We start from the raw sequence: 23,271 nt of genomic DNA on the forward strand, positions 1-23,271 counted from the left end.
AGACTGGAGACCTCACCGGAGAGGACGCGCCATGACCGAGACACCGACCCCCGTCGACCCGCCCGGGCTGTACCGCAGCCCGGCTTTCGCTCAGGGGATGATCGTCCCGCCGGGCCCGCTGCTGTTCGTCGGCGGACAGAACGGGGTGGATGCGGAGGGCGCCCTGCTCGACGGCCTCGCCGCGCAGACGGAGCAGGCGCTGCGCAACCTCCTGGCCGTCCTCGCCGAGGCGGGAAGCGGTCCGGAGCAGGTGGCGAAGCTCACCATCCATCTGGCCCCGGGAATCGACCCGACCGATGCGTACGGGGCGACGCGGGCCGTCTGGGGCGACCACCGGACGGCGGTGACGGTGCTGGCCGTCGCTCCCGCCCGGCCGGGGGCGCTGGTGGAGATCGACGCGGTCGCAGCCGTTCCGCGCTAGCTCGGCTACTGACCCCGCTCGTCTACTGGCCCCGCTCGGCTATTGGCCCCGCTCGTCTGGGCCGTCGAACTCGGACAGCTCCTCGACGACCTCGTCGCCCTCGAGCGCGGTGTCGTCACGGCTGTCGTCGGCCGCGTCGTCCCCGGTCGGGCCGCGGAAGGCGCCGGTCCCTTCGTCGAGGGTGCCCTGGCCGTCGGGGTAGCCCGCGTCGTCCGGGTACTCGGAGCGGTCGGTGTTCGCTGTCTCGTCCATGTCGTCCTTCCGTGTCGTGTAGGTATCATCCACCGCCGGGGCTCACCGGCACACCCCCGGACGGCGCGTCGCGCGGCGTCGGAACGGAGGGGAGGTGCGGCGGGTCTGCGCCCACCCGGGTCACGGGCCGGCCGGGACTGGGTTAGGGTCGTGTGGTGGTGGATGGTGGTGTTGTTCCCGACGCGTCGGAGCTTCGGCGGCTCGAAGAGTGCGTGAAGGAGCCGATCCGTACGCCGGGCCGGATCCAGTCGTTCGGGATGCTGCTGGTCGTCAACGTCGCGACCTACGAGATCGTGACCGCGAGCGAGAACGCGGCGCACTGGCTGGGCCGTTCCGTCTCGGAGCTCGGCAGCCCCACCCTCGAATGGAGCATCGCCGCGGAGACGCACGGCGACCCGGTGCGCGTCGACCTGCAGGGCGAGCCGTACGACGCGGTGACGCACCGCCTCGGCACGCAGGTCGTCATCGAGCTGGAGCCGGCGACCGGCACCCCGGACCTCCCGACCGCCTCCGTCGTCGGTGCCATCCGGTCGCTGGGGCTCGTGGCGAGCGCGGAGGAGCTGCGCCAGGCGGCGGCCGAGGAGGTCAAGCGGATCAGCGGGTTCGACCGCGTCATGGTCTACCGCTTCTTCGACGACGGCCACGGCGAGGTCGCCGGTGAGGCGTCCGAGGCCGACATGGAGTCGTACCGCGGCCTGCACTTCCCGGCATCCGACATCCCGCAGCAGGCGCGCTCGCTCTACCTGACCAAGCTGTCGCGGCAGATCGTGAGCACGGAGGACCCGGGAACCCCGCTGGTCTCCGTCGACGAGAACGTGCCGCCGCTCGACCTCAGCAGCGGGGAGTTGCGCGCCGTGTCGCCGCATCACCTGCAGTTCATGCGGAACATGGGGCAGGCGTCCACGGTCTCCTTCTCGCTCATCGAGGACGACCGGCTGACCGGCATGATCACCTGTGCGCACCGCACCGAGCGACGGATGCCCATCCTGCTCCGCCGCGCTCTGGAGGTGCTGGCCACGCAGCTGACCCTGCAGCTGGCCGCGCTCGAGTCGATCGCCCGGCTGCGCCGCGACCTCACCATCCGCGAGCAGCGGGCGGCGGTGCTCGCGGGCATCCCGTCGTCCGACGACGCTCTGCTGACCCTGGTCGATGGCGGCGCCGAGCTGTGCCGGCTGGTGGGCGCCGACGGCGCCGTGCTGGCTCTGGACGGCGTCAGCCGCAGCATCGGCGATGTCCCGCAGATCGACCGCAGTCTGCTGCTCTCCGCCGTCGGCATCGAGCCCTTCCACACGAGCGAACTGCAGCGCACCCATCCCGCCCTCGCTGCGCTGATGCCGGGGTTCGCCGGACTCCTGGTCGTCCCGGTCGGAACACACGGCGTCCTGCTGTTCTTCCGCCACGAGGTCACGCAGGTGATCCGCTGGCTCGGCGACCAGACCCCGGAGAACCGCGACACCGCGCTGTCGCCCCGCAACTCCTTCTCCGAGTGGCGGCAGAGCGTGGAGGGCACCGCGCTGGCGTGGGGGTCGATCCCCGAGGAGGGGCGTGAACTCGGGCGCGACCTGGCCAGAGCACTCGATCGACGTCAGGAGGCGCGACTCGCCCAGCTGGCGCTGATCGACCACCTGACGGGGCTGCACAACCGCCGTTCCCTGGAGCACCGTCTCGAGTCGGCGGTCGTGGACGGGCACGACGGCGTGCTGCTCTTCCTCGATCTCGACGGCTTCAAGGCCGTCAACGACCGGCACGGTCACGAGACCGGCGACGCCGTGCTGCGAGCGGTCGCCGACCGTCTCACGGGCGGCAGCCGGGCGTCGGATGTGATCTCGCGTCTCGCGGGCGACGAGTTCGTGGTCCTCAGCGTCGGGGTCGCCCAGGAGGACGGCGAGCGGTTCGCGGCGCGGCTGGTGCGCGAGATCGCCCAGCCCATCGACACCGCGCGCGGTCCGATGACCGTCACGGCATCGTGCGGTGTGCTCCCGCTCGGAGCGGGGCTGACGGCGAAGCAGCTGCTCGACGCGGCCGACGCTGCCATGTACCGCGCGAAGAAGCAGGGACGCAACCGCGTCTCCCTCTGATCCGTTGCCGGAGCGGCGCCGGCGCGTGCCCCGGCACTGCCGCATCCGCCGTCTTTCGCGGTCGCCCGCGCATCCGGCACGATGACCGTGCGCATGGTGGGGGAGACGGGATCCGTGCGCAGAGGTGCCCGGCGCTCTCCGTCGCGGCGGGCACCTCGCCACCTCGGCGCTGCGCGCGGGTATCGTCGGGCGCATGCCCGACCCGATGCACTTCGATCGGCACGCCGACCTGTATGAACGCGCCAGGCCGCCGTACCCGGCCGCGCTGTGGGAGCGGCTCGATGCGCTCGGGCTGCTCGTGCCCGGCGTTCCCGCGCTCGACCTGGGCGCCGGAAGCGGGCAGGCAACGCGGGGTCTGGTGCGGGCCGGGATGGAGGTGACCGCGGTCGAGCCGGGCACGGCTCTGGCGGCACGGTTGCGAGAGTGGCTTCCGAGCGTTCGGGTGATCGTGGCGTCGGCGGAGGAGGCGGTCCTCCCCACCGCCGCCTTCGAGCTGGCGACCGTCGCGACCGCGGTCCACTGGTTCGATCTCGGGGTGGTGCTGCCGAAGGTGCACGCCGCGCTGAGGCCGGGTGGGCGCCTCGCGGTGTGGCGCAACGCGTACGGGGACGCCTCGGTGCCGCAGACGGCGTTCCGTCAGCGTGTGCAGGCGATCGTCGATCGGCGGAGCGCTCCGCCGCGGCCGGGACCCGATGAGTCGCAGACGTCGGAGTGGGCACGACTGCTGGAGGCGGGAGGGCTGTTCCGGTCAGCGCACGTCGAGGAGTTCGCCTGGGCCGTCGAGCTGGACGAGGAGGGCGTCCGCAGCCTGTTCACCACCTTCAGCGACTGGTCAGAGAGCGAGGCGGACCAGGCAGCGCGTGCGGTCCGCGACCTCGGCGGCACGGTCATCGAGCACTACCGGACGCCGCTGATCGTCCTCGACCGCGTCGCCTGACGCCGAGTGGATCCGCTCCGCGCTGTCGATTTCGGGCGCACCCGTTCGACGCCTGTTTGGAAAATGATCCGAGAACAAGGAGGCACGGCAGATGAGCCAGTTCATCATTCTCATCCAGGGGGACGCGAACCGCTGGAAGACGATGTCCGCGCAGGAGCGCGACGAGATCGACACCGCGCACCGGGAGTTCTGGCAGAAGGCCGGGGATGCCGTCGTGGCGTCCGGAGAGCTCCAGGGGCCGGAGACGGCGGTGACCGTGCGACGCGGCGACGACGGTCAGCCGGTGGCGGTCGACGGTCCGTTCACCGAGGCGAAGGAGGTCGTCGGCGGGTTCTATGTCATCGACGTCGCAGACCGGGAGGCCGCCGTCGCGCTGGCAGCCGGTCTCGCCGAGGCCCGGCACGACCACAGCGGAGTCCAGGTGCAGCCCCTCGTCGACCACAGCGCGGGCTGAGCGCCGCACGCGCCGGGCGAATCGCGCTGGCCACATCGCGCTGCGCGGTTCGAGGGGGAGAGGGGTTTCCCGGGATGCCGTTCCTGCCGCGTCGGGTTGAGACGTCTTCGCTAGGAATTCGTTTCCGCGTCGGTCCGGCATCCCCGGGCCTCGACAACGCTAACCCGAGGGCGCTCCTGTCCTCAATTCGGAGGACAGAAACCGTCAAGAGTTGACGGGGGACGGCTGTTCGGGGTGCGGGCGGGCGTCGCATCCGGCTGTTCGGTTGCTAGCCTGAGCGCCGAGAGCGAGGAGGTCGCGATGGGCGTCGAGGGCATCGGCGGGCTGTTCATCCGCAGCCGGGATCCGGAGGCGCGCGCGGAGTGGTACCGCCGGCATCTGGGCATCGCGGCAGGCTCCGACAGCGTGTGGGAGCAGCAGGCCGGGATGACGGTGTTCGCGCCGTTCCCCGCCGACTCCGACTACTTCGCGGCCGATCAGCCGTTCCTGCTCAATCTGCGCGTCACCGGGCTGGACGAGCTGGTGGCGGCACTGGAGTCCGACGGGATCGCGGTCGAACGCAGAGCCGAGTGGGACGGCGAGTACGGCAGGTTCGCGCGGCTGCACGACCCGGAGGGTCTGCCCATCGAACTGTGGGAGGCGCCGGCGGAGGAGGCCGGCGCCTGATCGTGCGGGCCTGTTGCGGCGTGGGCGATCACCCGCTGGCGGACGGGAGGGCGGACCCTGGCCGCGACCGTGCTGAGCCCGTGGCTGCTGCCGCCGATCGTCGCCGTCATCCCGCTGTTCACGCTGCTGCGGACGCTGTCGCTGAACAACACGCTTCCTGGGCTGACCCTGGTCTACGCCCTCGGGGGAGCGGATCGCTGAGTCACGGGCGGCGCGCCACCACGTCCGCCAGGGCGTCGAGCAGCTGGGTCCACCCCGGTTCCAGGCCGGCTATCATGGGGGCGGCTGCAGCATCCGCGCCGGCGACCCGGATGGTGAGCTCCATCCGGCAACGCGTCCGACCCGACAAGGTCAGCTCGTGCACTGCGTCGAACAGCGGCTCTCCATCTGCCCCCAGGGGCGCGAGCGTGAACTCCAGGCGGCGTCCCGGCTCTGCGGCGCTGACCGTGCCGGCCGAGGCGTAACGCGCGCCGTCGGCCTCGCGCAGCCGGAGCTCGACATGGCCTCCGGGAATCGCATCCAATCGGCTGTGCTCCACCTCGAAGTGGCGGGGAGCCCACCACCGGGCGAGGAGGCGGGGATCGGTCCACGCCTCCCAGATCCGTGCCGGCGGAGCGGGGATGGTGCGAAGGAAGCGCAGGGTGGTCGCGTGACCGGCCGGGTCGTCGGAGATCCGCGCCTCGGTCGCCGCTACCGCGTCTGCGTATCGCTCGAGGGCGACGTCGTCCGGAGTCGCCACCGACAGACCGCCGAGCCAGGCGGCGACCTCGTCGAGGGCGGCCCGGTTCAGGTAGGCGAGTTTGCGCCGGCCCAGCCGGTGGATACGCACCACGCCAGCAGCTTCGAGTGCCTGGAGGTGCTTGGTCGTCTGAGGCTGGAGGGCGCCGAGGACGGCGGCGACCTCGCCGATCGTGTGCGGGCGGATGGCCAGGGTCTCGACGATCCGGAACCGCGTCGGTTCTGCGAGCACCGCGAGGATCGCGTGCACCCGGTCGCTTTCGACCGCCATCCGTTCCTCCGATCGATCAGCGCTTGACACATTCGTCGGCACGAATATATCGTGCGATCAAATGAAGGAGCAAATCATGGAAGCGATCGAACGGATCATCGCAGCACCAACAGAGACGGTCTGGGAACTGTGGACCACCCCGCAGGGCATCGGGCGCTGGTGGGCGCCGGACGGCTTCCGCACCGACGTTTCCGCACTCGACCTGCGGCCCGGGGGCGAACTCGTCTACACGATGACGGCGACGGGGCCCGAGCAGGTGGCTTTCATGGAACAGAACGGGCTCCCGCTGAGTACGGAGTCTCGCAAGATCTTCACGACTGTCGAGCGGCCGACGCGGCTCGGGTATCGCTCCCTGATCGACTTCGTGCCCGGCCACGAACCCTACGAACAGCTGACCGAGATTGAGCTCGAGCCCGCCGACGGTGGGACGCGCGTGATCATGAGAGTCGAGCCGCTGCACGACGACGTGTGGACCGAGCGGCTCCTGGCCGGCCGGGCGAACGAGCTGGACAACCTCGCACGCCTGGTTGACGCGGGGGAGTAGGTCGCCGGGCGAACGCGGCGCTGTTCACCGAGGCTGAGGGACCTCGATACGGCCGAGCTGCAGCAGGATCGCGAAGCGGTCGGGCACGCCCCAGTGTTCGACGATCCGCCCCTCGGCGACCCGTGCGACGTCGATGACGGTGAAGTGCACCGGCCGCCCGGTCGGCGCTCCGAGGAAGTGCCCGGTGTTGGTTCCGGAACCTTCGGCGCGCACCCAGACGATGTCGTCACGTTGAGCCCAGTCCCCGATGGTGAATCGGAGGTCCGGGAATGCCGTGTGCACGTCCGTCATGCCCTTCTTGACCTTGGCGATGGCTTCGGCGCCGGTGCCGGACAACCCGAGCTGGTGCTCGATCAGGTCGGGGGAGCACAGCTCGTCGACGATGTCGGTGCGGCCCTGGGCGAATCCCTCGTGGAGCATCCGCTCCAGGAGGACGACCGCGGCGGGTTCTGCGTGTGTGGTGATCATGGGAGACTCCCTCGTCTGCATGGATACTGCGTTCACTGCAGTGGTACTGCATTGACTGCACCATTAGTATCGATCTCGTGAACGCCGAGGTCAAGACCGCATCCTCCTACCGTCAGGAGCAGGCGCAGCAGACGCGCCTCCGCATCGCGTCGGCTGCCCAGACGCTCTTCGCACGCGACGGGTATGCGGTGACCAGCATCGAGGCGATCGCGAAGGAGGCCGGCGTCGGCACCCGCACCGTCTACGCCGCGTACGGGGCGAAGCGCGAGATCCTCAATGTGATCTGCGAGCGCTGGCTGGAGCGCGCGCGGGCCCGCGAGCTCGCCCGCGAAATTCTGGAGCTCACCGAGCCGGGGGAGAGGGTGGCGGGGGCGGCCCATTGGCTGACGGTGCTGTACTCGACCGATTTCGACGTCGTGCGCATCCTCGACTCCGCTCTGGACGAGGACGCGGAGACTCAGGCTCTGCTGCGCTCGAAGCTCCGCGCGCGCAACCGCGTGATGGACGGGCTGATCGCCTCCGTGGAGAACGCGTTGGTCGTTCCCCTGGCCGAGGCCCAGGCGGTGTACCGCGCGTTCGCCGCGAGCGGCGTCTACCTCGAGCTGGTCGTCAACGCCGGGTGGACGCCGGAGCATTTCGAGCAGTGGCTGGCGGCCACGCTCGCCGGTCAGCTGCTCGGAATGCGGTGACCGAGTCCGGTCGTCGCCCGCGCAGCCAGCGGTTGCGCGGGTCGCTCGGGCCCCCACGCGTGCCCTTGTGAGCCTCCTCGATGATCCGCACGTCGCGCACGGTGACGCTCTCGGTCATGAGCAGGTCGAGCGAGGTGACGAACAGCCGTCCGATCTCCTCGGGCGTCACGTCCGGTCCGGGGACGTCGACGCGGAACCCCTGCGCCTGCAATCCGCCCTCATTCGAGAACGTCACCTCGGCGTCGAACACCGCGCGATACTGCGTCATCGTCCCCTCATCCCTCTCGTCGAGGCGAGCCTAGCCTCCCCCTACGCGCGGAAAACGGAGGATATCCCGCCTCCTGGACGGGCGGACGTCCTCCGTTGCGGCATCGCAGCGGCGTGTCGCCGCGGCATCCCCTCCGTCGAGGTTCGAGTGCGGGAACGGAGGAGATTCGGCAGCCTGACCCCGTGAAACGCCGGAGACGGAGGGGATGCGGGCGAGCGTGCCCGGCATCCCCTCCGTTTCCGACCGCGCCGGTCGCGGCGCGGAGGGGTCGCGGCACGGCGCCGGCTCAGGCGACGGGCAGCAGCTCCGCGATGAGGGCCTCCACGCGCCGCTTGATCTCGTCGCGCACCGGCCGCACCTGCTCCACGGGGAGTCCGGCCGGGTCGGTCAGGTCCCAGTCCTCGTAGCGCTTGCCGGGGAAGATCGGGCAGGTGTCGCCGCATCCCATCGTGATCACCACGTCCGACTCGCGCACGGCGTCCGTCGTCAGGATCTGCGGGGTGTTCCCCGCGATGTCGATGCCCTCCTCGGCCATCACGGCCACGGCGGCGGGATTGAGCCGGTCGGCGGGCTCGGAGCCGGCGGACAGCACCTCCACCCGGCCGCCCGACAGCTCACGGAGGTAGCCGGCGGCCATCTGGGAGCGACCGGCGTTGTGGACGCAGACGAACAGGACGGTGGGGCGGTCGGACACGGCGCTCTCCCAATCTCTCGGTCACGGTAATCATAGACGACCATCGATGCTTTCAACCAGAATGCACGGCCGCAGCGGCGACCGAGGCGACCCCGCGCGGTTCGCGTCCGAGGAGCCGGCGCAGGTCGTCCGTCTCGTGCCCGAGCACGCCCGCGGCCGCTGCCGCGTGCAGCGGCCCGAGGGGGCCCACCGCGTCCGGAGTGACCTCCCTGCTCTCGACCGGGCGTCCGAGCAGGCCGCTCAGGATCGCGGCGAGGGCGGGGTAGGTCCAGGCCGGTCCGCGCAGCTCCCAGAGGGCCTGTGCCGGCGGAGCGGCGGCCACGCGCGCGGCGGCCTCGGCCATGTCGGCGATGGATGCGGTCGCCAGCGGGCGGGATGCGGTGGCCGACAGGATCACCCCGTTCCGCGCGTGCTCCAGCGCCGTCGTCACGAACGGCTCGGTGTAGAACCCGTTCCGGAGGATCGTCGCCCCGCCGCGCACGCGCAGGGCCGCTTCCGTCGCCGCGTGGGCGGGGTCGTGATCGGCTCCATGGACGCTCGTGTAGACGATGTGCTCGATGGATCGGGAGGCCGCGATCACGTCGAGGTGCTGCCGGAGGCGCTGCTCGGGGTCCAGCGTCGGACTGGAGATGAACAGCAGACGGTCGATGCCGCGGAACGCCGCGGCGAGTGCGGCGGGATCCGCGTAGTCGGCGAGGCGGGCATCCACCCCGGTCCGCCGCAGCCGGGCGGCCGCGTCGGGTGTCCGGACGAGAGCATGCACGCTCCCGGCGGGGTGGAGGGCGAGCAGGGATCGGACGGCCGCGCCGCCGAGACGGCCGGACGCGCCGGTGATCAGGATGTGGGTCATGACGTGCTCCTTCACGAGACGACGAAACGGGGTGGCGGGGGAGGGAGTCGGGGACTCCCGGCCGTCACGAGACCGTCGTCGCGCGCACGCGCGGGCAGAGGACCGTCAGGCGCCTGCGGGGATCATGGTGTGAAGAATCATCCGCTGCCGAGGCTAGCGCATCACAGGATGTGGAAGTAGTGCCGCTCGACCGGATCGGTGCTGCTCAACGCGCGGGCGGCCTCCCACAGCTCCCGGTCGCGGCCGGTGAACCGCTGCGTCCTCTGGCGGGTGAACTCGCCCCAGGACGGCACCAGGAACGTCTCGACCATCGTGCCGGGATGGTCGCCGCTGCGGTAGAGCCGCCAGCGGTAGCCGCCGGTGCGGCGGCGGGAGTCGGCCACCTGACGGATGGCCTCCTCGAATGCGGGGCGATCGGCGTCGCTCACGCTGTACGAGACCTCGATCAGCACCGGGCCGTCGGTCGGGTCGGGCTCGAAGACCAACGCGGGCTCCGGCCAGGAGTTCGGGAGGGTCCGGTCGACCGTCGCCGTGCCAGGGAGGAGCGGGAGCGCACGGACGCTGACCGCCACGACGACCAGCAGGACGGCCGAGACGACGAGCGCGGTGGTGGTGCCCGTCAGCTGCGCCAGCACGCCGAACAGGTATGACCCGACCGCCATCGCGCCCATGAAGAACAGGATGTACACAGCGACCGCGCGCGAACGCACCCACTGCGGGAGGGTCAGCTGCAGAGCGGCGTTCAGCACGGTGAGCGTGCCGATCCAGGCGAGCCCCGCCACCGTCAGCACGATCAGCGCCAGGACGAACGGCGCGAACGCGGCGGCGACCGTTCCCAGAGCGAAGAGGAAGGCACTCGCGGCGATCACCACGTTGTCGCTGAAGCGCTTGCGCGCGAGCGGCAGCAGGAAGACACCGGCGACGGCACCGACACCGAGTGCGCCGAGCAGCAGACCGTATCCGCTGGAGTCGAGTCCCAGGCGGGTCGCCGTGAGGGGGAGCAGCGCCCACAAGGCGCTCGCGGGGAAGGCGAACAGCACCGACCGGAGCAGGATGCGTCGAACGAGGTGTGCCGACAGCGTGTACCGGACGCCCGCGCGCAGGGCCGGGCCGAACCGCTCCCGGTCATCGAGCCCCGGCTGCGGCGGGCGCCGCCACCAGATCAGCGCCGCGACGGCGCCCAGGAAGCTCACCGCGTTGATCCCGAACACCACCGGCGTGCCGAACAGCGACAGCACGACGCCGGCGAGCGCCGGACCGATCGCGCGAGCGCCGTTCACCGTCACACCTCCGAGCGCGGCGGCCGCCACCACCTGCTCGCGCGGGACGAGCTCGGGCTGGATGGCCTGCCAGGCCGGAGAGGTCAGCGTCGACGCGACCCCGAGGAGCAGCGTGAAGCCGAGCAGCACGGGAGCATTGAGCGTGCCCGCCGCGGCGACCACGGTCAGGGCGATGGCCAGCACCGCACTGACCGCCGATCCCCAGATCAGCAGCTTGCGGCGGTCGAAGGAGTCCGCGAGCACCCCGGCGGGGAGCGAGAACACGACGGCGGGGATCAGGCTCGCCGTCTGCACCAGCGCGATCACCAGGCTGTCCGCGTGCGACTCGACCAGGAACCACTGAGCGCCGACGGTCTGCATCCAGGTGCCGATGTTGCTGCCGAGCTGCGCGAACCACAGCACGCGGAACACCGAGATCGCCATGGGCGCCCAGGGCGACAAGGATGCGGGGGGCGCCGTCCTGCTCGCCGACGACGTCATCGGACGGTCACGGGAGACGCGACCGTGGCATCCGGCGCCGGCCACTGCCCGAGGTCGGCCGCCGCCCGGTACGTCGCCTCGAGGAAGGCGCGGACCAGGCCGTCGGGGTCGGCGGAGCGCCGGACGTTCTCGTACGGCAGCAGGAACTCGCCCAGCTCGTCGCTGTAGAAGGCGCCGTCGGGCATCGGCGTGCGCTCGAATCCCACCGGAGCGGGATACGCGTACGAGTAGAACGCGCCCTCGGCGCCGCCGCCCGGCCAGAACCCGGCACTGCTGAGCTCGTGCGAGTACCCCTCCAGCATCACGCTGTCCGGGCAGTTCGGCGCACCGCCGGGATGCGGCGGCGCGACCCGGCCGGAGAACCGGGTGACCGCAAGATCCATCGCCCCCCAGAAGTAGTGCACCGGGCTGACCTTGCCCGTGAAACCCGAGCGGAACTCCAGCAGCATCCTCTGGGCATCGATCAGCTGCCGCCAGAACGCCCGCGCCTGCTCCGGCTCGTAGGTGCAGTGCTGGGTGTCGTCGGCGAAGGGGATGGCGACCGCCACCTCGTTCGGGACCGCGTGGATGTCGACGGGCACCCCGAGGTCGGCGAGCGCCTCGCGCGTCGCGGCGTAGAACGAGGCGACCGAGTTTCCGGCGAGCGCGAAGCGGCGGAGGTCGCCGTCGCTGGTGCGCAGCACGAGCTCGTGCTCCACGAAGTCGAATTCGATGTCGAGGATCCCCGACGGGATCGGGATGGGGCCGGTGCCGAGTCCGCGGGCGCTCAGGTAGAGCGTGACGTGCCACCAGTGGTTGACCGGCGGGGTCAGCGCCATCCGGATCTTGCCGACGATCTGCGTCCACATGTGGATGGTGTCGCGCGTGGCGGTCCAGCTGTCCACGGGAAGCTGCACCCGCGGCTCGGCGACCGGCCCCATCATGCCTCCGCCGGCTGCGGGGTGCGCCGCAACAGGTAGGTGTGCTCGCCCGAGAGGACGACCTCCGACCGTTGATTGTGCACGGTCACCGCTGCGGTGACGATTCCGTTGGGGCCATCCGGTGTCAAGGCGGTGATCTCCAGTTGCGAGTAGAGGGTGTCGCCGGCGTGGACCTCCCGGAGGAAGCGCGCCGAGAGCCCGGTGAACGCGATGAATACCTCTCCGATGATATGCGGGAACAGGGTCGCTCCGGGGGCGGTGAAGGCGAGCACCTGCAGGCCGTGGACGACCGGAGCGCTGTGGCCGTGCGCCTTCGCCCACACCTCGTCGTAGTGCACGGGGTGGTTGTCCGCAGACACCGCCTGGAACGCCGACGCGTGGGCGTCGGTGAGGGTGCGGCTCGGCGCACGGAACACCTCGCCGACCGCCAGCTGCTCGAACGTGCGCGGCTCGACGATGGCGAAGTCGAGCGGGTCGAACGTCCCGCCGCTCATGCCGCGAGCCGTTCGCTCAGGAAGTCGACCGCCTGGGCGACGGCGGCGCGCGCCTGCGGTGTGTCGTGCATGCTGTTCACCATCACGAAGTCGTGGATGATGCCCTCGTACCGCACGCCGGTGACCGCGACGCCCGCGCGGCGGAGCTTCGCCGCGTACGCCTCGCCCTCGTCGCGGAGCACATCGCACTCGGCGGTGACGACGAGGGCAGGCGGCAGCCCGGCGAGCTGCCGCTCCGTCGCCCGCAGGGGAGACGCGGTGATGCTCGCGCGCTCCTCGTCGTCCGTCGTGTACTGGTCCCAGTACCAGCGCATCGCATCCCGGGTCAGCCAATAGCCGTCGGCGAACTCGCGATACGACCCGTCGTCGAACGCGGCGTCCGTCACCGGATAGAACAGCACCTGGCCACGGAATGCGACATCGCCGCGCTCCTTCGCCATCAGCGTGACGGCGATGGCCGTGTTGCCCCCGGCCGAGTCGCCGGCGATCGCGACACGGGAGCCGTCCAGCCGCTCGTCCGCGCCATGCTCCACGACCCAGGTCGCCACGGCGTACGCCTGCTCGTTCGCGACCGGGTAGTGGACGTCGGGGGAGCGCGTGTACTCGGGGAACACGATCGCCGCTCCCGTTCCGACCGCGAGGTCGCGCACCAGCCGGTCGTGGGTGTGGGCGTCGCCGAACACCCAGCCGGCGCCGTGCGTGTAGACGACGACCGGGAGGGGGCCGGCCGAGGCCGGCGGCCGGACGATCCGGACCGGGACCGAGCCGGTCGGGCCGCCTGCGACGGTAATCCACGTCTCGTCGACCGCGGGCTTCGCGATCTCCGAATCCTGCACGTGGTCGACCGCTGTCCGTCCCTCCTCGGGAGAGAGCTGGTACAGGAACGGCGGTGAGACGGTGGCCTCGCAGAACGCCTGAGCCGCCGGTTCGAGCGCGTAGCCGTGCGGGTTCGCGGTGGTCATGCTGATCGCGGCTGTCGTTCAGGCCAGCTCTGCGGCGGCGTCGGCGATGACCTTCGCCACCTCCGCGGGGTGCGAGCGCATCACGAGGTGCGGGGCGTCGATCTCGATCACCGAGCGCAGCCCGGCGCGCTGGTAGCCGAAGCGCTCGACGTCGGGGTTGATCGTGTGATCGGCCGACGAGACGATGCCCCAGCCCGGCTTCGTCTTCCAGGCAGCGACCGGCGCCGTCTCGCTGAAGGCGAGCGCAGCGAGCGGTCGCTGCGACGCGGCGAGCACCTCGCTGACCTCCCGGTCGACGCCGGCGGCGAAGACGTCGGGGAACGCCTCCACCTTCACCGACACGTCGGTGCCGGGCTCGGACCCCTCGATGGGGAACGGCGTGTAGACCAGGTTGGCGGCGAGGTCGGAGTCGGGGAAGCCGCCCTGCAGCTGCCCGAGGCTCTCGCCCTCGTCGAGCGCGTACCCGGAGATGTAGACGAGCCCGACCACGTTCTCGGCCGCGCCGGCGACGGTGATCACGGCGCCCCCGTAGGAGTGGCCGGCGAGGAGGACCGGGCCATCGATCTGCTCGACGACCGAGCGGATGTATGCGGAGTCTCCGAGGAGGCTGCGGTTCGGCACGGCGGGAACGCGCACCGTGTAGCCCTGATCGAGCAGGATGCGGGTGACGGGAGCGAAGCTCGCCGCATCGGCGAAGGCTCCGTGGACGAGGACGATGGTGGGTGCGGTCATGGCGACGATCCTTCCGTTGGGGGGTTCGAGCGCCACGCTAGGGCCGCCCTGCCGGCCTGTCGTGGCCCTCTCGGGGTCACGGTCGCGGCAGCGGGTCCTCCTCGATGAGCTCCTCGGGAGTCGGATCGTCGCCGTCGGCGGCGGCCAGCGCGCGATCGACGCCCAGCTTCGCCTGGAGGTACGCGATCGCCGCAGCAGCCGGGGAGGCGGGGTCGCCGAAGAAGGTGGTCAGGTACTGCCCGCCGCCCGGGACCTCGAACGTCTGCCAGCGAAACGGGATGTAGCCGAACGGCTCGATCTGGACGAGCGCCACGCCGCGCCGCTGCGGGCGCGCCTCGTGGCTCGCCCACACCTCCCGGAACGCGCGGGACCGCGAGGACAGCGCCGCGACGAGGAGCTGGAGCCGCGGGTCGTCGGGCTCCGCGTGGTAGCGGAGGCTCGCGACCGCGGCCCGCACGGCCCGCTCCCAGTAGTCGCGCCGGTCGTCTCCGGCGGCCAGCGCCGCATCCACGATCGCCTCGACCATGTTGGCGCCGGGCCGCAGGGACAGCGGGATGAACGCGCGGCCCAGCGGGTTGACCGCCAGGACGTCCTGGTTGCGGTCCACCACGTACGCGGGCGCGACCGTCCACTGATCGAGCAGCACGGTCACGCTGTCCAGCACGTCCTCCGCGCTGTCGCTCCCGGCCGGCGGGCACTGGTCGGTGCGCCCGGGCGGCACCGTCTGGCCGGCGAGCCGGAACAGGTACACCGTGGCATCGGCGTCCAGCTGCAGGGCGCGCCCCAGGGCGAGCAGCACCTGCGGCGACGGCTGGTGGTCGCGGCCCTGCTCCAGCCGCAGGTAGTAGTCGGGGCTGATGCCGGCCATCCCGGCGACCTCCTGACGGCGGAGGCCCCGCACTCTGCGGCGCGCGTCCGCACGGAGGCCCGCGTCCTCCGGTGTCAGAGCGTCACGGCGGGCACGGAGGTAGGCGCCGAGGGCGGCGTGGGAGTCGCTCATGCGCGGAGGCTCCTGTCGGGGATGCACCGTACTGGATTCACCACTCCAGATTGTCCCAGACGGGCGGCTCCGGGCGCCAGGTCTGCGCGATGGGCCGATTCCTCTTGGCCCGAACCGCTGCGGCGAAGGGGCCGGCCGGGTCGAAACGGACGGCCCGGATCAGGCCGCCTGCAGCGCGGGGGACAGGTGGGCCAGCGACGACTCGGCGATGCTCTCCAGCCGCTCCGGGGCACCGTCGACTCGGCTGAACTGGATGAGGCCCTGCGAGACGAGGACGATCTCAGCGGCGAGCGTCGCCCGGCCGGCCTCTGGGACGCCCTCCCACGCGAGACGCTCCTCGACGATGGCCTCCATCGCCGCGATGGTGCGTGCGCAGGCGGCGGCCACCTCCGGCCAGTCGCGGCCGAGCTCGGCGAGGCTGTTGAGCATCAGGCATCCCCAGCTCGGCTGGTGGGCGGCGCAGTCCTCCACCACGGCGCGGAAGAACCGCCCGACGGCCTCCTCGGCCGTGCTGCCCTCGGCCATCGCGCGACGGACGAGGTCGACCCGGCCATCGCAGTAGCGCTCGAACAGCAACAGGAACAGCTCGGGCTTCGAGCCGTACGCGGCATAGATGCTGCCGTTGCCGACGCCTGCCGCCTCCGCCAGATCGGACATCGAGGTCGCGGTGTAGCCCTTCCGCCAGAAGACGGCCGTGCTGCGCGCCAGAAACGCATCCTCGTCAAACTCTCGACGGCGAGCCATTGCTCGAGCCTAGCAATCGGGGTCGTCCGGGGCGGAATCGCGGCGGACATGCGATCCTGGGTGCGACGATTTCGCGGAGGGACGATGCGACTGCCGACCGACCCGACGTGCGTGCTCGTGCAGATGCACGCGACCACGCACGCCGAGACCGCCGTCTATCGACGCATGCACCGGCACTCGTTCGGTCACGTCGGCCTGTCGCAGATCGCCTCCGTGGCGCAGAGCGTCGAGGCACGGCTGGACGAGGTTCCGGCGCGGGCGATGAAGAGCACTCAGCTGCAGCTCGTGCACAGCGGGAGCCTCGTCCTGGAGCAGGGTGGGACGCAGACCCGATTCCACGCCGGGGAGGTGGCGCTGTACGACGCCAGCCGGCCGTTCTCCTTCGTCTACCCGGAAGAGTTCCGGACGACCATCGTGCAGGTTCCGACCGTCCTGCTCTCCGCGGGCGGCGTGCTCCCCGCCTCCCTCGACGCTCGGAGCATCGGCGCGGGATCGCGCGGCCGCCGGATGCTCGAAGGGCTGCTGCTCGGCGCCCTGGGGCGTGGTCCGGGCCGCTATCCGGGCCCGGCTGGCGACCCCACGGCGCTGTCGTCCGAACTCGTCCGGGCAGCGCGGCTGCTGGTCGACGAGGAACTCGGTACGACGGCCGACCGGCACCCGTCCTCGGCCGATCTGCGCCGTGAGGCGACGGAGCTCCTGCACCGCCGGTACGCCGACCCCGGCCTGACGGCGGCCGCCATCGCGGCCGACCTCCACGTCTCGCTCCGCACGCTGTTCGCCGCCTACGAGGGCGCGGACGAATCGCTGGCGTCGACACTGCGCAGCATCCGCCTCGCCGCTGCCGAGCGGGTGCTGCTCACCACGCGGCTGCCCGTCTCCGATGTCGCCCGTGGCGTCGGCTACGCGGACGTCACGGCGTTCATCCGCGCCTGGAAGGCCGCAACCGGGCTCACGCCCGCCCGCTGGCGGCGGCTGCGCACCGGCTGATCCGTCGCGGGAATGCCGGCGCCCGGACCTGGTTGGCCGGACCTGGTTGAATAGGCACGTGCTCCGAACGATGTTCAAGTCGAAGATCCATCGCGCCACCGTGACGCACGCCGACCTCAACTACGTCGGTTCGCTGACGGTCGACAGCGATCTGCTGGCCGCCGCCGATCTGCTGCCGGGGGAGCAGGTCGCCGTGGTGGATGTGACCAACGGCGCGCGCTTCGAGACCTACCTGATCGCGGGCGAGGCCGGCAGCGGCGTCGTCGGTGTGAACGGCGCGGCGGCGCACCTGGCGGAGGTCGGCGACACGGTCATCGTCATCTCGTACGCACAGCTCGAGGACGCCGAGGCTCGCGTCTTCGTCCCGACCGTCGTGCACGTGGATGCGGACAACCGGATCGTCGCGACCGGCGACGACCCCGCAGAGGCGCTCACGCCCGGAACCGAGCGGCCGCCGCTCGCGCTCTGACCGCGCTCGGCGAGGGTCCGGCCCGCTTCACGGCTCGTCGTCGACAGGGTCGCCGTCGTCGTCCATCCGGTCAACCAGCCGATAGACCGCGCGGCGCGGCCAGTCGGTGCTGTCATCGAGAACGAAGACCTCCCAGACCTCGACGTCCCGGTATCGCGCTCTGCCCCGGAGCGCCGCCGGCGGCTCACCGCGGCCGGCCGTCAGCCGGATCACCGCGTCGACCAGGCCCGGCCGCTGCATCACCGCTTCGAACGTGACGTCGCCATCCATGTCTGCACCCTAGGGATGCGGACCGGTTCCGGAAAGCCAGTCGCTCAGCGGCACTGTCCGGCGACGGCGATCTGCTGGTCGGACGGGCGGCCGTACGCCTCGATGCCCGAGCCGGGCACGTCGAACCCCATCGCGATCGCCCAGGCGGTCGCCCACATCTCGTCGTCGCGGTGGAACGTCGGTCCGTCGAACAGGGTCTTGCACTCCGGGCGCACCACCTGGGCGTGACCGACCTCGTGCGTGATCAGCGCCTTGGCGTTGACATCGCCGTCGGCCCAGCCCTCCTGCAGGCTGAAGTTGAGGTCGATGGTCGCCCACCCGCCGTCGTCCTCGTGGTACAGCGTCGTTCCGGAGTACCAGCCCTCGCCGAGGCCACTGACCTTCTCGTGCCACTCGACATCGAGCGTGACCCCGTGGGCGATGGAGCGGGCGTAGGCCTCCATCTGCGCGCGCACTGGATAGGCCGGGTCCTGTTTCGCGGCCTCGCCGGCGGCCTGGGCCGCGTTGACCCCGTCGATCGCAGAGATCACCCGCAGGAGGCGGGTGCCGTCGACGACCGCTGCTCCCGACCCGTCGGCTTTCGCGTCGTCGATGGCGTGCCGCAGGGCGACCTTGCTCTCGTAGGTCGCGGAGGTGTCCGCCGTGAGGACCTGCTCGCCGTGCGCGGCGAGGCCGCCCGAGACGGCCAGCGCGCTCGCCGTCAGCGCCTTCTGCGCCGAGGTCAGCGCTTTCAGCTCCGCGGCCCTGGTGCGCTGGGTCGCCCGCTCCTGTTTGGCGAGCTCAAGCGTGTGCTGGACGTCGGCGGAGACGTTCCACGGCATCAGGTCGGGACTGCCCGCCGGCACGTCGGGAGCATCGAACGGCGTGTAGGTCAGGCCTTTCGACGTCTTCGTCAGCGTCGCCTGCGCGTCGGACAGCGCTGTGGCGGTGGCCTCCGGGAGGTAGTCGGGCCGCGGCTGCGCACTGAACCCGGACAGCGACTGCAAGGTGGCACGCGCCTTGTCGATCGCCGCTCCCCGGCGGTCCGTGACATCGCCCAGCGAGGTGGAGGCCGCGACCAGCTCACGGTGCGCCTGCGACTCGGCCTCCGCGGCGAGCGCGCGCCAGCCCCATCCCGCCCCCGCCGTCGCTCCGGAGATGAGCAGCAGGGTCGCTGTCGCGACCACCCAGAACCGACCGCGACGGGGAGCGCGCGGGGCCGTCGGCGGTTCGCTCTCCGCCTGCGGCGGAACGTCCTGGGGGAGGGGGCGGCTCTGTCGGTCGTCGCTCACGGGGTCCTCTCGCCTCCGGCCAGAATGCATGCATAAATGCACGCGCCACTCTACGGGGATGTCCGCCTCCGGCACGACCGGATGCCGCCGGCCCGGCTCAGAAGCGGGAGAGACCGTTGCCGATGATGACCGTGCCGATGACGGTCGCCACGATGATCGCGACCGTGGTGTCGTTGCGCAGCAGCCAGCGTTCCGTCGCGGCGAGCGCCGGCCGGGCCGTGTCCGGCCGGATCAGCGCGAACAGCGCGGGGCCGCCGACGGTGCTCCCGCCGATCAGCACGTAGATCGCGATCACGACGATGTCCTCCGGCAGCGGCAGCTGCGCCGGGCCGATCGCGAGGCCGGCGGCGATGGCGAGCAGCACGGACTTCGGGCGGAGGTTGAGCGCGAACCCGAGGCCCAGGGCGGGCAGGGAGCGCATCCTGCCGAGCGCCACCATCCAGCGCGGCGGGGTGTCGTGTTCTGTCGCCTGCGGGTGCCGCCGCACCTCGATGACCGCGTACACCAGCAGTGCCGCGCCGACCGAGATCTCCAGGACGCCGACGACCGGTTGCGGCCCCACGGACGTGGTGCCCGGGATGGCGTGCAGGAAGATCGCGAAGAGCGACGTGATCGCGATGAGACCGACGACGTATCCGACGACGAACAGCGTCGGCACCCACGGGCGGACGGCGGCGAGGAGGAGCACCAGGACGGCCAGGATCGGGACGGAACTCAGCGCGACCGCGACGGCCAGCGGCAGCAGTTGCCCGATGACGCCCAGCATGCGACTCCTTTCACCGGAGAGCCCGCCGCGAGCCGGCTGCCTCTGCGCCGTGCCGCACCGCCGAGGGTACGGCAGCGGGCATCCCCGTGGACAGTCACGCGTGGTCCGGGATCGCAGCGGGAACACCGCTCCGGCGTGCGAAGCTGAGCGCATGGACCTTCTCACCGCCTCCGGAAGGCGACGGGAGCCGACGCCTACCTGCCCCCCACCGTCGAGTACGCACAAATTGCACACCGTGGCGTGCGAAAGCGTGCAGTTTGTGCGTACTCGACGGTGGGGTCAGTCGCGGGCGACGGTGCGCCGGGCGTCGGACCAGGCTTGGTGGACGGCTGTGCCGATCCACTCGGTGCCCTGGTAGACGTTCTCCTCGCCCAGTTCGTCGAGGAGGCCGCTGGCGTCCAGTTGCCGATGCACGGCGAGCTCGCTGACGACCAGTTTCAGCCGGGACCCGGATGCGGCCAGGCTGCGCGCATAGCGGCGGAGGGAGTCGATGAGGGCGAGATCGAGCTCGTCCGTTCCGCGCAACCGGATGATCACCACCGAGCCGGCCGTCGCGTCGTCGACGCTCGGCAGTTGCCGTTCGAAGGACGGGGCGCTCGCGAAGAACAGGCTCCCGTACGGCTGCAGCACGATGACCTGCCGCGCGCCGACGGTGGCGGGCGGGTCCGACTCCCGCATCCGGCCGCTCTCGTCGAGGTGCACCTGCCGCACCCGCAGGCGGTTCGACTGGCGGGCGACGAACAGGATGATGCCCAGGCCGACACCGGCCAGCACGGCGAACTGCAGCGGGATGACCAGGGTCAGCACGAAGGTGACCGTCATGACCGCGGTCGGCAGCACGCCGCTCCTGACCACGGAGTAGACGCGGCTCGGCTTGATCGCGGCGAAGCCGATCATGATGAGCAGCCCGGCGAGCGCCGGCATCGCCGTGAGCGCGACGATGCCCGATGCGAACACGATCACGAGCGCCATGGTCGCGCCGGCGACGAACAGCGCGAGCTTCGACCGTGCGCCGGCGGCGACCAGCAGCGCGGAGCCCGACATCGAGCCGCCGACCGGCATGCCGCGGAACAGCCCGGAGACGATGTTGCCGACGCCCTGCCCGATGAAGTCGCGTGATGAGTTCGCCGGGCGTCCGCTCGCCGTCGGGATGCCCGCGGACACGCCTGCGCCCTGGATGAGTCCGACGAGCGCCAGCGATACCGCGGGGATGAGCAGGTACGGGATGTCCTCGATCGACGGGAGCGTCGGAAGCGGCAGCCCGGCCGGCACCGCGACGATGTCGCCGAGCAGTGGCACGGGGGCATCCACCCACAGGTTGAGCAGGGCGGCCGTCAGCGATCCGAGCACCACGGCGATCACGAGTCCGAACCCGCCGACGGGCGTCCGCTGCAGGACGACGATGGTCAGGATCGTGACCGCGCCGACCACAACGGTCGGGATGCTCCACTGCGGGATGTGCTTCAGCAAGTCGATCGAGCGCGTCACCCGGTTGGCGCCTTCGCCGGAGTACCCGGTGAAGGCCGACAGCTGGCCGAGGACGATGTTGACGCCCACCGCCGTGATGAACCCGGTCATGACGTCGGCCGGGACGAAGCGGATCAGCCGGCCGCCCTTCAGAAGCCCGGCGATGCACATCACCAGCCCGGTCAGCAGGGCGAGCGTGAAGAGCGCCCGGTCCGGGTCGGGCCGTGACGCGAGGTCCGCATCCTGGATGACGAGGGCCATCGCGCCGGTCGCCTGCACCGCCATGAACGTGCTGCTGGTGAGCACCGCCGCTCCGACCATCCCGTACAGGTAGGCGTAGAGGCCGGCGAGCGGATTGACGCCCGCGAGCAGTCCGGACGCGAGGCCGTCCGGCACGCTCTCGATGCCGAGGACGATCCCGGCGATGGCGTCCTTGACGATGTCACGGCGACGCAGCCGTCGCTTCTTGGCGCGCACAGGCCACAGGGTAGCGACGGCGGGCGCTCACGGCTGGACAGCAGTTGGGCGGGTGGATGCGCGCCAGGGCCAGCGGCTGGGGTAGATTCCCAGGGTGCCGACCACCGCTGCGCTCGAACCGGAGACCACGATCACCCCGGCGCCGGCTGGCGGGACGCGGTGGCCCAGCCGATGACGACGTCCGCGCTGCTGATCGGCGGCCGCTCCGGCGTCGGGAAGTCGACCGTCGCTCTGGCCATTCACGACCTCCTGTCCGCTGCCGACGTCGCACACGCGATCATCGAGGGCGACAACCTCGATCTGGCGCATCCGGCGCCGTGGACCACCTACCCGGAGGCGGAGCTCGCCGAGCGCAACCTCGCCGCCATGTGGTCCAACTACTGGGCGCTGGGATACCGCAGGGTCGTCTACACGAACACCGCGGCGCCGGTCACGATCCCGCAGCTGCACGCTGCGCTCGGGGACGACGCGGAGGTCACTGCGGTCCTCCTGCAGGGGAGTGACGAGGCGGTCAGGGTGAGGTTGACGCAGCGCGAGCGCGGCGCATCCCTCAACGCGCACCTCGCGCGCAGCGCGGCCGCCGCGGTCCGGCTGGAGGCGGACGCCCCCGCGAGCGTCGTGCGCATCGACACGACGGGACGGACGCCGGAGGAGGTCGCGATCGACGTTCTCCGCGCTGCGGGCTGGATTCCGTCCGATGCGACGGCGCAGCGCTGGGGAGGCGGCCAGCCGTGACGACGGACGTTCCGTACCGCTCGCTTCCCGTCGACCAGGGCGACGTCCACTACCTCCCCGGTCCGGACTCGTCACGCCGGGACGACGTCCCCGCGGGGGCCACGACTCGTCTCGAGCTGCAGGGTGCGAGCAGCTTCCCCGGCACCCGCCGCAGCATCTGGGTCCATGTCCCGCAGGCGGTCGACCCGAATGCCCCCGCTCGCGTCATGGTGTTCAACGATGGGTGGTGGTACCTGGACCCGGACGGTGATGTTCGCGGCGGCGTCGTCCTGGACAACCTCGTCCATCAGGGAGCGATCCCACCGCTGATCGGGGTCTTCGTCGACCCCGGGATCAGGGAGGACGGCGAGAAGAACCGCAACCGGGAATACGACGCCTTCGACGCCCGCTACGCCGACTTCCTGGCGGAGGAGGTCCTCCCGGCGGTGGGAGAGCATCATCTGCTTTCCCAGCGCGCCGCCGACCGGGGCATCTGCGGCGGGAGCTCGGGTGGAAACGCAGCGTTCACGGCGGCCTGGTCGCGGCCGGACCGGTTCGGCCGGGTGATCGCCTTCAACGCCAGCTTCGCGCAGATGCCCGGCGGCAATCCGTATCCCGCCCTGCTCGCAAGCGAGCCGCCGCGGCCGCTGCGCATCCTGCTGCAGGCCGCGCACCGCGATCTCGGCTGGAACGAGCGGACGGGCAACTGGTTCGCCGAGAACCTGCGCGTCGCGGCCGCCCTCGCCGAGGCGGGATACGACATGCGTCTGGTCGTCGGCGACGGCGGCCACAGCGCGAATCACGGGGGAGTCCTGCTGCCCGATGCGCTCCGCTGGCTGTGGAGGCCGGCGGGTCAGCCGTCTACGGTCCTGCCGCACTGAGGAACGGGCGGTGCCGAGCCGCGGAGG

Annotated in this window: 29 protein-coding genes; 12 read left to right on the forward strand and 17 right to left on the reverse strand. The window is 71.3% G+C overall.

All coding sequences use genetic code 11. The features are described 5' to 3' along the window. The first annotated feature begins 31 nt into the window (after nucleotides 1-31). The gene (locus BJ963_RS05195; RefSeq protein ID WP_089910963.1) at nucleotides 32-421 is read left to right on the forward strand and encodes a RidA family protein; all 390 of its coding nucleotides are present in this window, start codon (nucleotides 32-34) and stop codon (nucleotides 419-421) included. A 39-nt stretch (nucleotides 422-460) separates the two neighbouring features. Here the strand turns inward: BJ963_RS05195 and BJ963_RS05200 are convergent, their stop codons facing one another. Next, the gene (locus tag BJ963_RS05200) at nucleotides 461-673 is read right to left on the reverse strand and encodes a hypothetical protein (protein ID WP_179455064.1); all 213 of its coding nucleotides are present in this window, start codon (nucleotides 671-673) and stop codon (nucleotides 461-463) included. Between the two features lie 212 nt (nucleotides 674-885). Between BJ963_RS05200 and BJ963_RS05205 the strand changes: the two genes are divergently transcribed. From BJ963_RS05205 to BJ963_RS19360, 5 genes are all read left to right on the forward strand, one after another. Then, nucleotides 886-2,751 (forward strand): diguanylate cyclase domain-containing protein, encoded by a 1,866-nt coding sequence (locus BJ963_RS05205; RefSeq protein WP_179455075.1) that lies wholly within the window; start codon nucleotides 886-888, stop codon nucleotides 2,749-2,751. A gap of 193 nt (nucleotides 2,752-2,944) precedes the next feature. After that, nucleotides 2,945-3,688: a class I SAM-dependent methyltransferase gene (locus BJ963_RS05210; RefSeq protein WP_179455078.1), complete on the forward strand. Its 744-nt coding sequence runs from the start codon at nucleotides 2,945-2,947 to the stop codon at nucleotides 3,686-3,688. A 91-nt stretch (nucleotides 3,689-3,779) separates the two neighbouring features. Beyond that, nucleotides 3,780-4,142 carry a YciI family protein gene (locus BJ963_RS05215; RefSeq protein WP_089910958.1) on the forward strand — a complete coding sequence of 121 codons (363 nt, stop codon included), beginning with the start codon at nucleotides 3,780-3,782 and terminating at the stop codon, nucleotides 4,140-4,142. 300 nt (nucleotides 4,143-4,442) lie between these two features. Continuing rightward, on the forward strand, nucleotides 4,443-4,808 hold the full coding sequence (locus tag BJ963_RS05220; protein ID WP_179455079.1) for a VOC family protein: 366 nt from the start codon (nucleotides 4,443-4,445) through the stop codon (nucleotides 4,806-4,808). Nucleotides 4,809-4,877: 69 nt separating this feature from the next. After that, nucleotides 4,878-5,009 (forward strand): hypothetical protein, encoded by a 132-nt coding sequence (locus BJ963_RS19360; RefSeq protein ID WP_281363845.1) that lies wholly within the window; start codon nucleotides 4,878-4,880, stop codon nucleotides 5,007-5,009. Between the two features lies 1 nt (nucleotide 5,010). Here the strand turns inward: BJ963_RS19360 and BJ963_RS05230 are convergent, their stop codons facing one another. Continuing rightward, nucleotides 5,011-5,817, reverse strand: coding sequence for an SRPBCC domain-containing protein (locus BJ963_RS05230; RefSeq protein WP_179455081.1), 807 nt, complete (start codon nucleotides 5,815-5,817; stop codon nucleotides 5,011-5,013). Between the two features lie 76 nt (nucleotides 5,818-5,893). Here BJ963_RS05230 and BJ963_RS05235 point away from each other — a divergent pair, with 76 nt between their 5' ends. Next, the gene (locus BJ963_RS05235) at nucleotides 5,894-6,361 is read left to right on the forward strand and encodes an SRPBCC family protein (RefSeq protein WP_179455083.1); all 468 of its coding nucleotides are present in this window, start codon (nucleotides 5,894-5,896) and stop codon (nucleotides 6,359-6,361) included. Nucleotides 6,362-6,385: 24 nt separating this feature from the next. Here the strand turns inward: BJ963_RS05235 and BJ963_RS05240 are convergent, their stop codons facing one another. Next, on the reverse strand, nucleotides 6,386-6,829 hold the full coding sequence (locus BJ963_RS05240) for an ester cyclase (RefSeq protein WP_179455085.1): 444 nt from the start codon (nucleotides 6,827-6,829) through the stop codon (nucleotides 6,386-6,388). Nucleotides 6,830-6,906: 77 nt separating this feature from the next. Between BJ963_RS05240 and BJ963_RS05245 the strand changes: the two genes are divergently transcribed. Next, complete coding sequence (locus BJ963_RS05245; protein ID WP_179455087.1) at nucleotides 6,907-7,518, forward strand: TetR family transcriptional regulator; 612 nt, start codon at nucleotides 6,907-6,909, stop codon at nucleotides 7,516-7,518. On the opposite strand, the gene BJ963_RS05250 is transcribed toward BJ963_RS05245, so the two are convergent. The 10 genes from BJ963_RS05250 to BJ963_RS05295 form a co-directional block, all read right to left on the reverse strand. Then, entirely contained in the window at nucleotides 7,439-7,786 is a 348-nt protein-coding gene (locus BJ963_RS05250; RefSeq protein WP_246297993.1) for a hypothetical protein, read from the reverse strand. The two genes, BJ963_RS05245 and BJ963_RS05250, sit on opposite strands and share 80 nt — an antisense overlap. A gap of 286 nt (nucleotides 7,787-8,072) precedes the next feature. Beyond that, entirely contained in the window at nucleotides 8,073-8,480 is a 408-nt protein-coding gene (locus BJ963_RS05255; protein ID WP_089910922.1) for an arsenate reductase ArsC, read from the reverse strand. Between the two features lie 52 nt (nucleotides 8,481-8,532). Continuing rightward, nucleotides 8,533-9,330 (reverse strand): NAD(P)H-binding protein, encoded by a 798-nt coding sequence (locus tag BJ963_RS05260; protein ID WP_179455089.1) that lies wholly within the window; start codon nucleotides 9,328-9,330, stop codon nucleotides 8,533-8,535. A gap of 161 nt (nucleotides 9,331-9,491) precedes the next feature. Continuing rightward, nucleotides 9,492-11,090, reverse strand: coding sequence for an MFS transporter (locus tag BJ963_RS05265; protein WP_179455091.1), 1,599 nt, complete (start codon nucleotides 11,088-11,090; stop codon nucleotides 9,492-9,494). Beyond that, nucleotides 11,087-11,974, reverse strand: a complete 888-nt coding sequence (locus BJ963_RS05270) for a DUF5996 family protein (RefSeq protein WP_343037229.1) — start codon at nucleotides 11,972-11,974, stop codon at nucleotides 11,087-11,089. Before BJ963_RS05270 ends, BJ963_RS05265 begins: the two co-directional genes overlap by 4 nt. 35 nt (nucleotides 11,975-12,009) lie before the next feature. Continuing rightward, nucleotides 12,010-12,504, reverse strand: a complete 495-nt coding sequence (locus BJ963_RS05275) for a MaoC family dehydratase (RefSeq protein ID WP_179455093.1) — start codon at nucleotides 12,502-12,504, stop codon at nucleotides 12,010-12,012. Next, nucleotides 12,501-13,466: an alpha/beta hydrolase gene (locus BJ963_RS05280; RefSeq protein ID WP_179455095.1), complete on the reverse strand. Its 966-nt coding sequence runs from the start codon at nucleotides 13,464-13,466 to the stop codon at nucleotides 12,501-12,503. Before BJ963_RS05280 ends, BJ963_RS05275 begins: the two co-directional genes overlap by 4 nt. Nucleotides 13,467-13,484: 18 nt before the next feature. Beyond that, on the reverse strand, nucleotides 13,485-14,198 hold the full coding sequence (locus BJ963_RS05285) for an alpha/beta hydrolase (RefSeq protein ID WP_179455097.1): 714 nt from the start codon (nucleotides 14,196-14,198) through the stop codon (nucleotides 13,485-13,487). Nucleotides 14,199-14,274: 76 nt separating this feature from the next. Then, nucleotides 14,275-15,198, reverse strand: a complete 924-nt coding sequence (locus tag BJ963_RS05290) for a helix-turn-helix domain-containing protein (RefSeq protein ID WP_179455100.1) — start codon at nucleotides 15,196-15,198, stop codon at nucleotides 14,275-14,277. Nucleotides 15,199-15,357: 159 nt separating this feature from the next. Continuing rightward, complete coding sequence (locus BJ963_RS05295; protein WP_179455102.1) at nucleotides 15,358-15,942, reverse strand: TetR/AcrR family transcriptional regulator; 585 nt, start codon at nucleotides 15,940-15,942, stop codon at nucleotides 15,358-15,360. A gap of 84 nt (nucleotides 15,943-16,026) precedes the next feature. Here BJ963_RS05295 and BJ963_RS05300 point away from each other — a divergent pair, with 84 nt between their 5' ends. Both BJ963_RS05300 and panD read left to right on the forward strand, forming a co-directional pair. Beyond that, nucleotides 16,027-16,929, forward strand: coding sequence for an AraC family transcriptional regulator (locus tag BJ963_RS05300; RefSeq protein ID WP_179455104.1), 903 nt, complete (start codon nucleotides 16,027-16,029; stop codon nucleotides 16,927-16,929). A gap of 58 nt (nucleotides 16,930-16,987) precedes the next feature. Then, nucleotides 16,988-17,398 carry an aspartate 1-decarboxylase gene (panD, locus tag BJ963_RS05305; RefSeq protein ID WP_179455106.1) on the forward strand — a complete coding sequence of 137 codons (411 nt, stop codon included), beginning with the start codon at nucleotides 16,988-16,990 and terminating at the stop codon, nucleotides 17,396-17,398. A 27-nt stretch (nucleotides 17,399-17,425) separates the two neighbouring features. On the opposite strand, the gene BJ963_RS05310 is transcribed toward panD, so the two are convergent. The 4 genes from BJ963_RS05310 to BJ963_RS05325 all read right to left on the reverse strand — a co-directional run bounded on the left by BJ963_RS05310 (nucleotide 17,426) and on the right by BJ963_RS05325 (nucleotide 21,649). Beyond that, nucleotides 17,426-17,668, reverse strand: coding sequence for a hypothetical protein (locus BJ963_RS05310; RefSeq protein WP_179455108.1), 243 nt, complete (start codon nucleotides 17,666-17,668; stop codon nucleotides 17,426-17,428). 44 nt (nucleotides 17,669-17,712) lie between these two features. Then, entirely contained in the window at nucleotides 17,713-18,939 is a 1,227-nt protein-coding gene (locus BJ963_RS05315; RefSeq protein ID WP_179455110.1) for a hypothetical protein, read from the reverse strand. A gap of 97 nt (nucleotides 18,940-19,036) precedes the next feature. Next, on the reverse strand, nucleotides 19,037-19,705 hold the full coding sequence (locus BJ963_RS05320) for a GAP family protein (RefSeq protein ID WP_179455112.1): 669 nt from the start codon (nucleotides 19,703-19,705) through the stop codon (nucleotides 19,037-19,039). A gap of 279 nt (nucleotides 19,706-19,984) precedes the next feature. Continuing rightward, nucleotides 19,985-21,649, reverse strand: coding sequence for a SulP family inorganic anion transporter (locus BJ963_RS05325; RefSeq protein WP_179455114.1), 1,665 nt, complete (start codon nucleotides 21,647-21,649; stop codon nucleotides 19,985-19,987). 171 nt (nucleotides 21,650-21,820) lie between these two features. Here BJ963_RS05325 and BJ963_RS05330 point away from each other — a divergent pair, with 171 nt between their 5' ends. Together BJ963_RS05330 and BJ963_RS05335 are read left to right on the forward strand one after the other, a co-directional pair. Beyond that, nucleotides 21,821-22,384 carry a P-loop NTPase family protein gene (locus BJ963_RS05330; RefSeq protein WP_179455116.1) on the forward strand — a complete coding sequence of 188 codons (564 nt, stop codon included), beginning with the start codon at nucleotides 21,821-21,823 and terminating at the stop codon, nucleotides 22,382-22,384. Continuing rightward, on the forward strand, nucleotides 22,381-23,244 hold the full coding sequence (locus tag BJ963_RS05335; RefSeq protein ID WP_179455118.1) for an alpha/beta hydrolase-fold protein: 864 nt from the start codon (nucleotides 22,381-22,383) through the stop codon (nucleotides 23,242-23,244). Before BJ963_RS05330 ends, BJ963_RS05335 begins: the two co-directional genes overlap by 4 nt. The last annotated feature ends 27 nt before the right edge of the window (nucleotides 23,245-23,271 follow it).

The sequence above is a fragment of the Leifsonia soli genome, assembly GCF_013408745.1.
Taxonomy (GTDB): Bacteria; Actinomycetota; Actinomycetes; order Actinomycetales; family Microbacteriaceae; genus Leifsonia; species Leifsonia soli.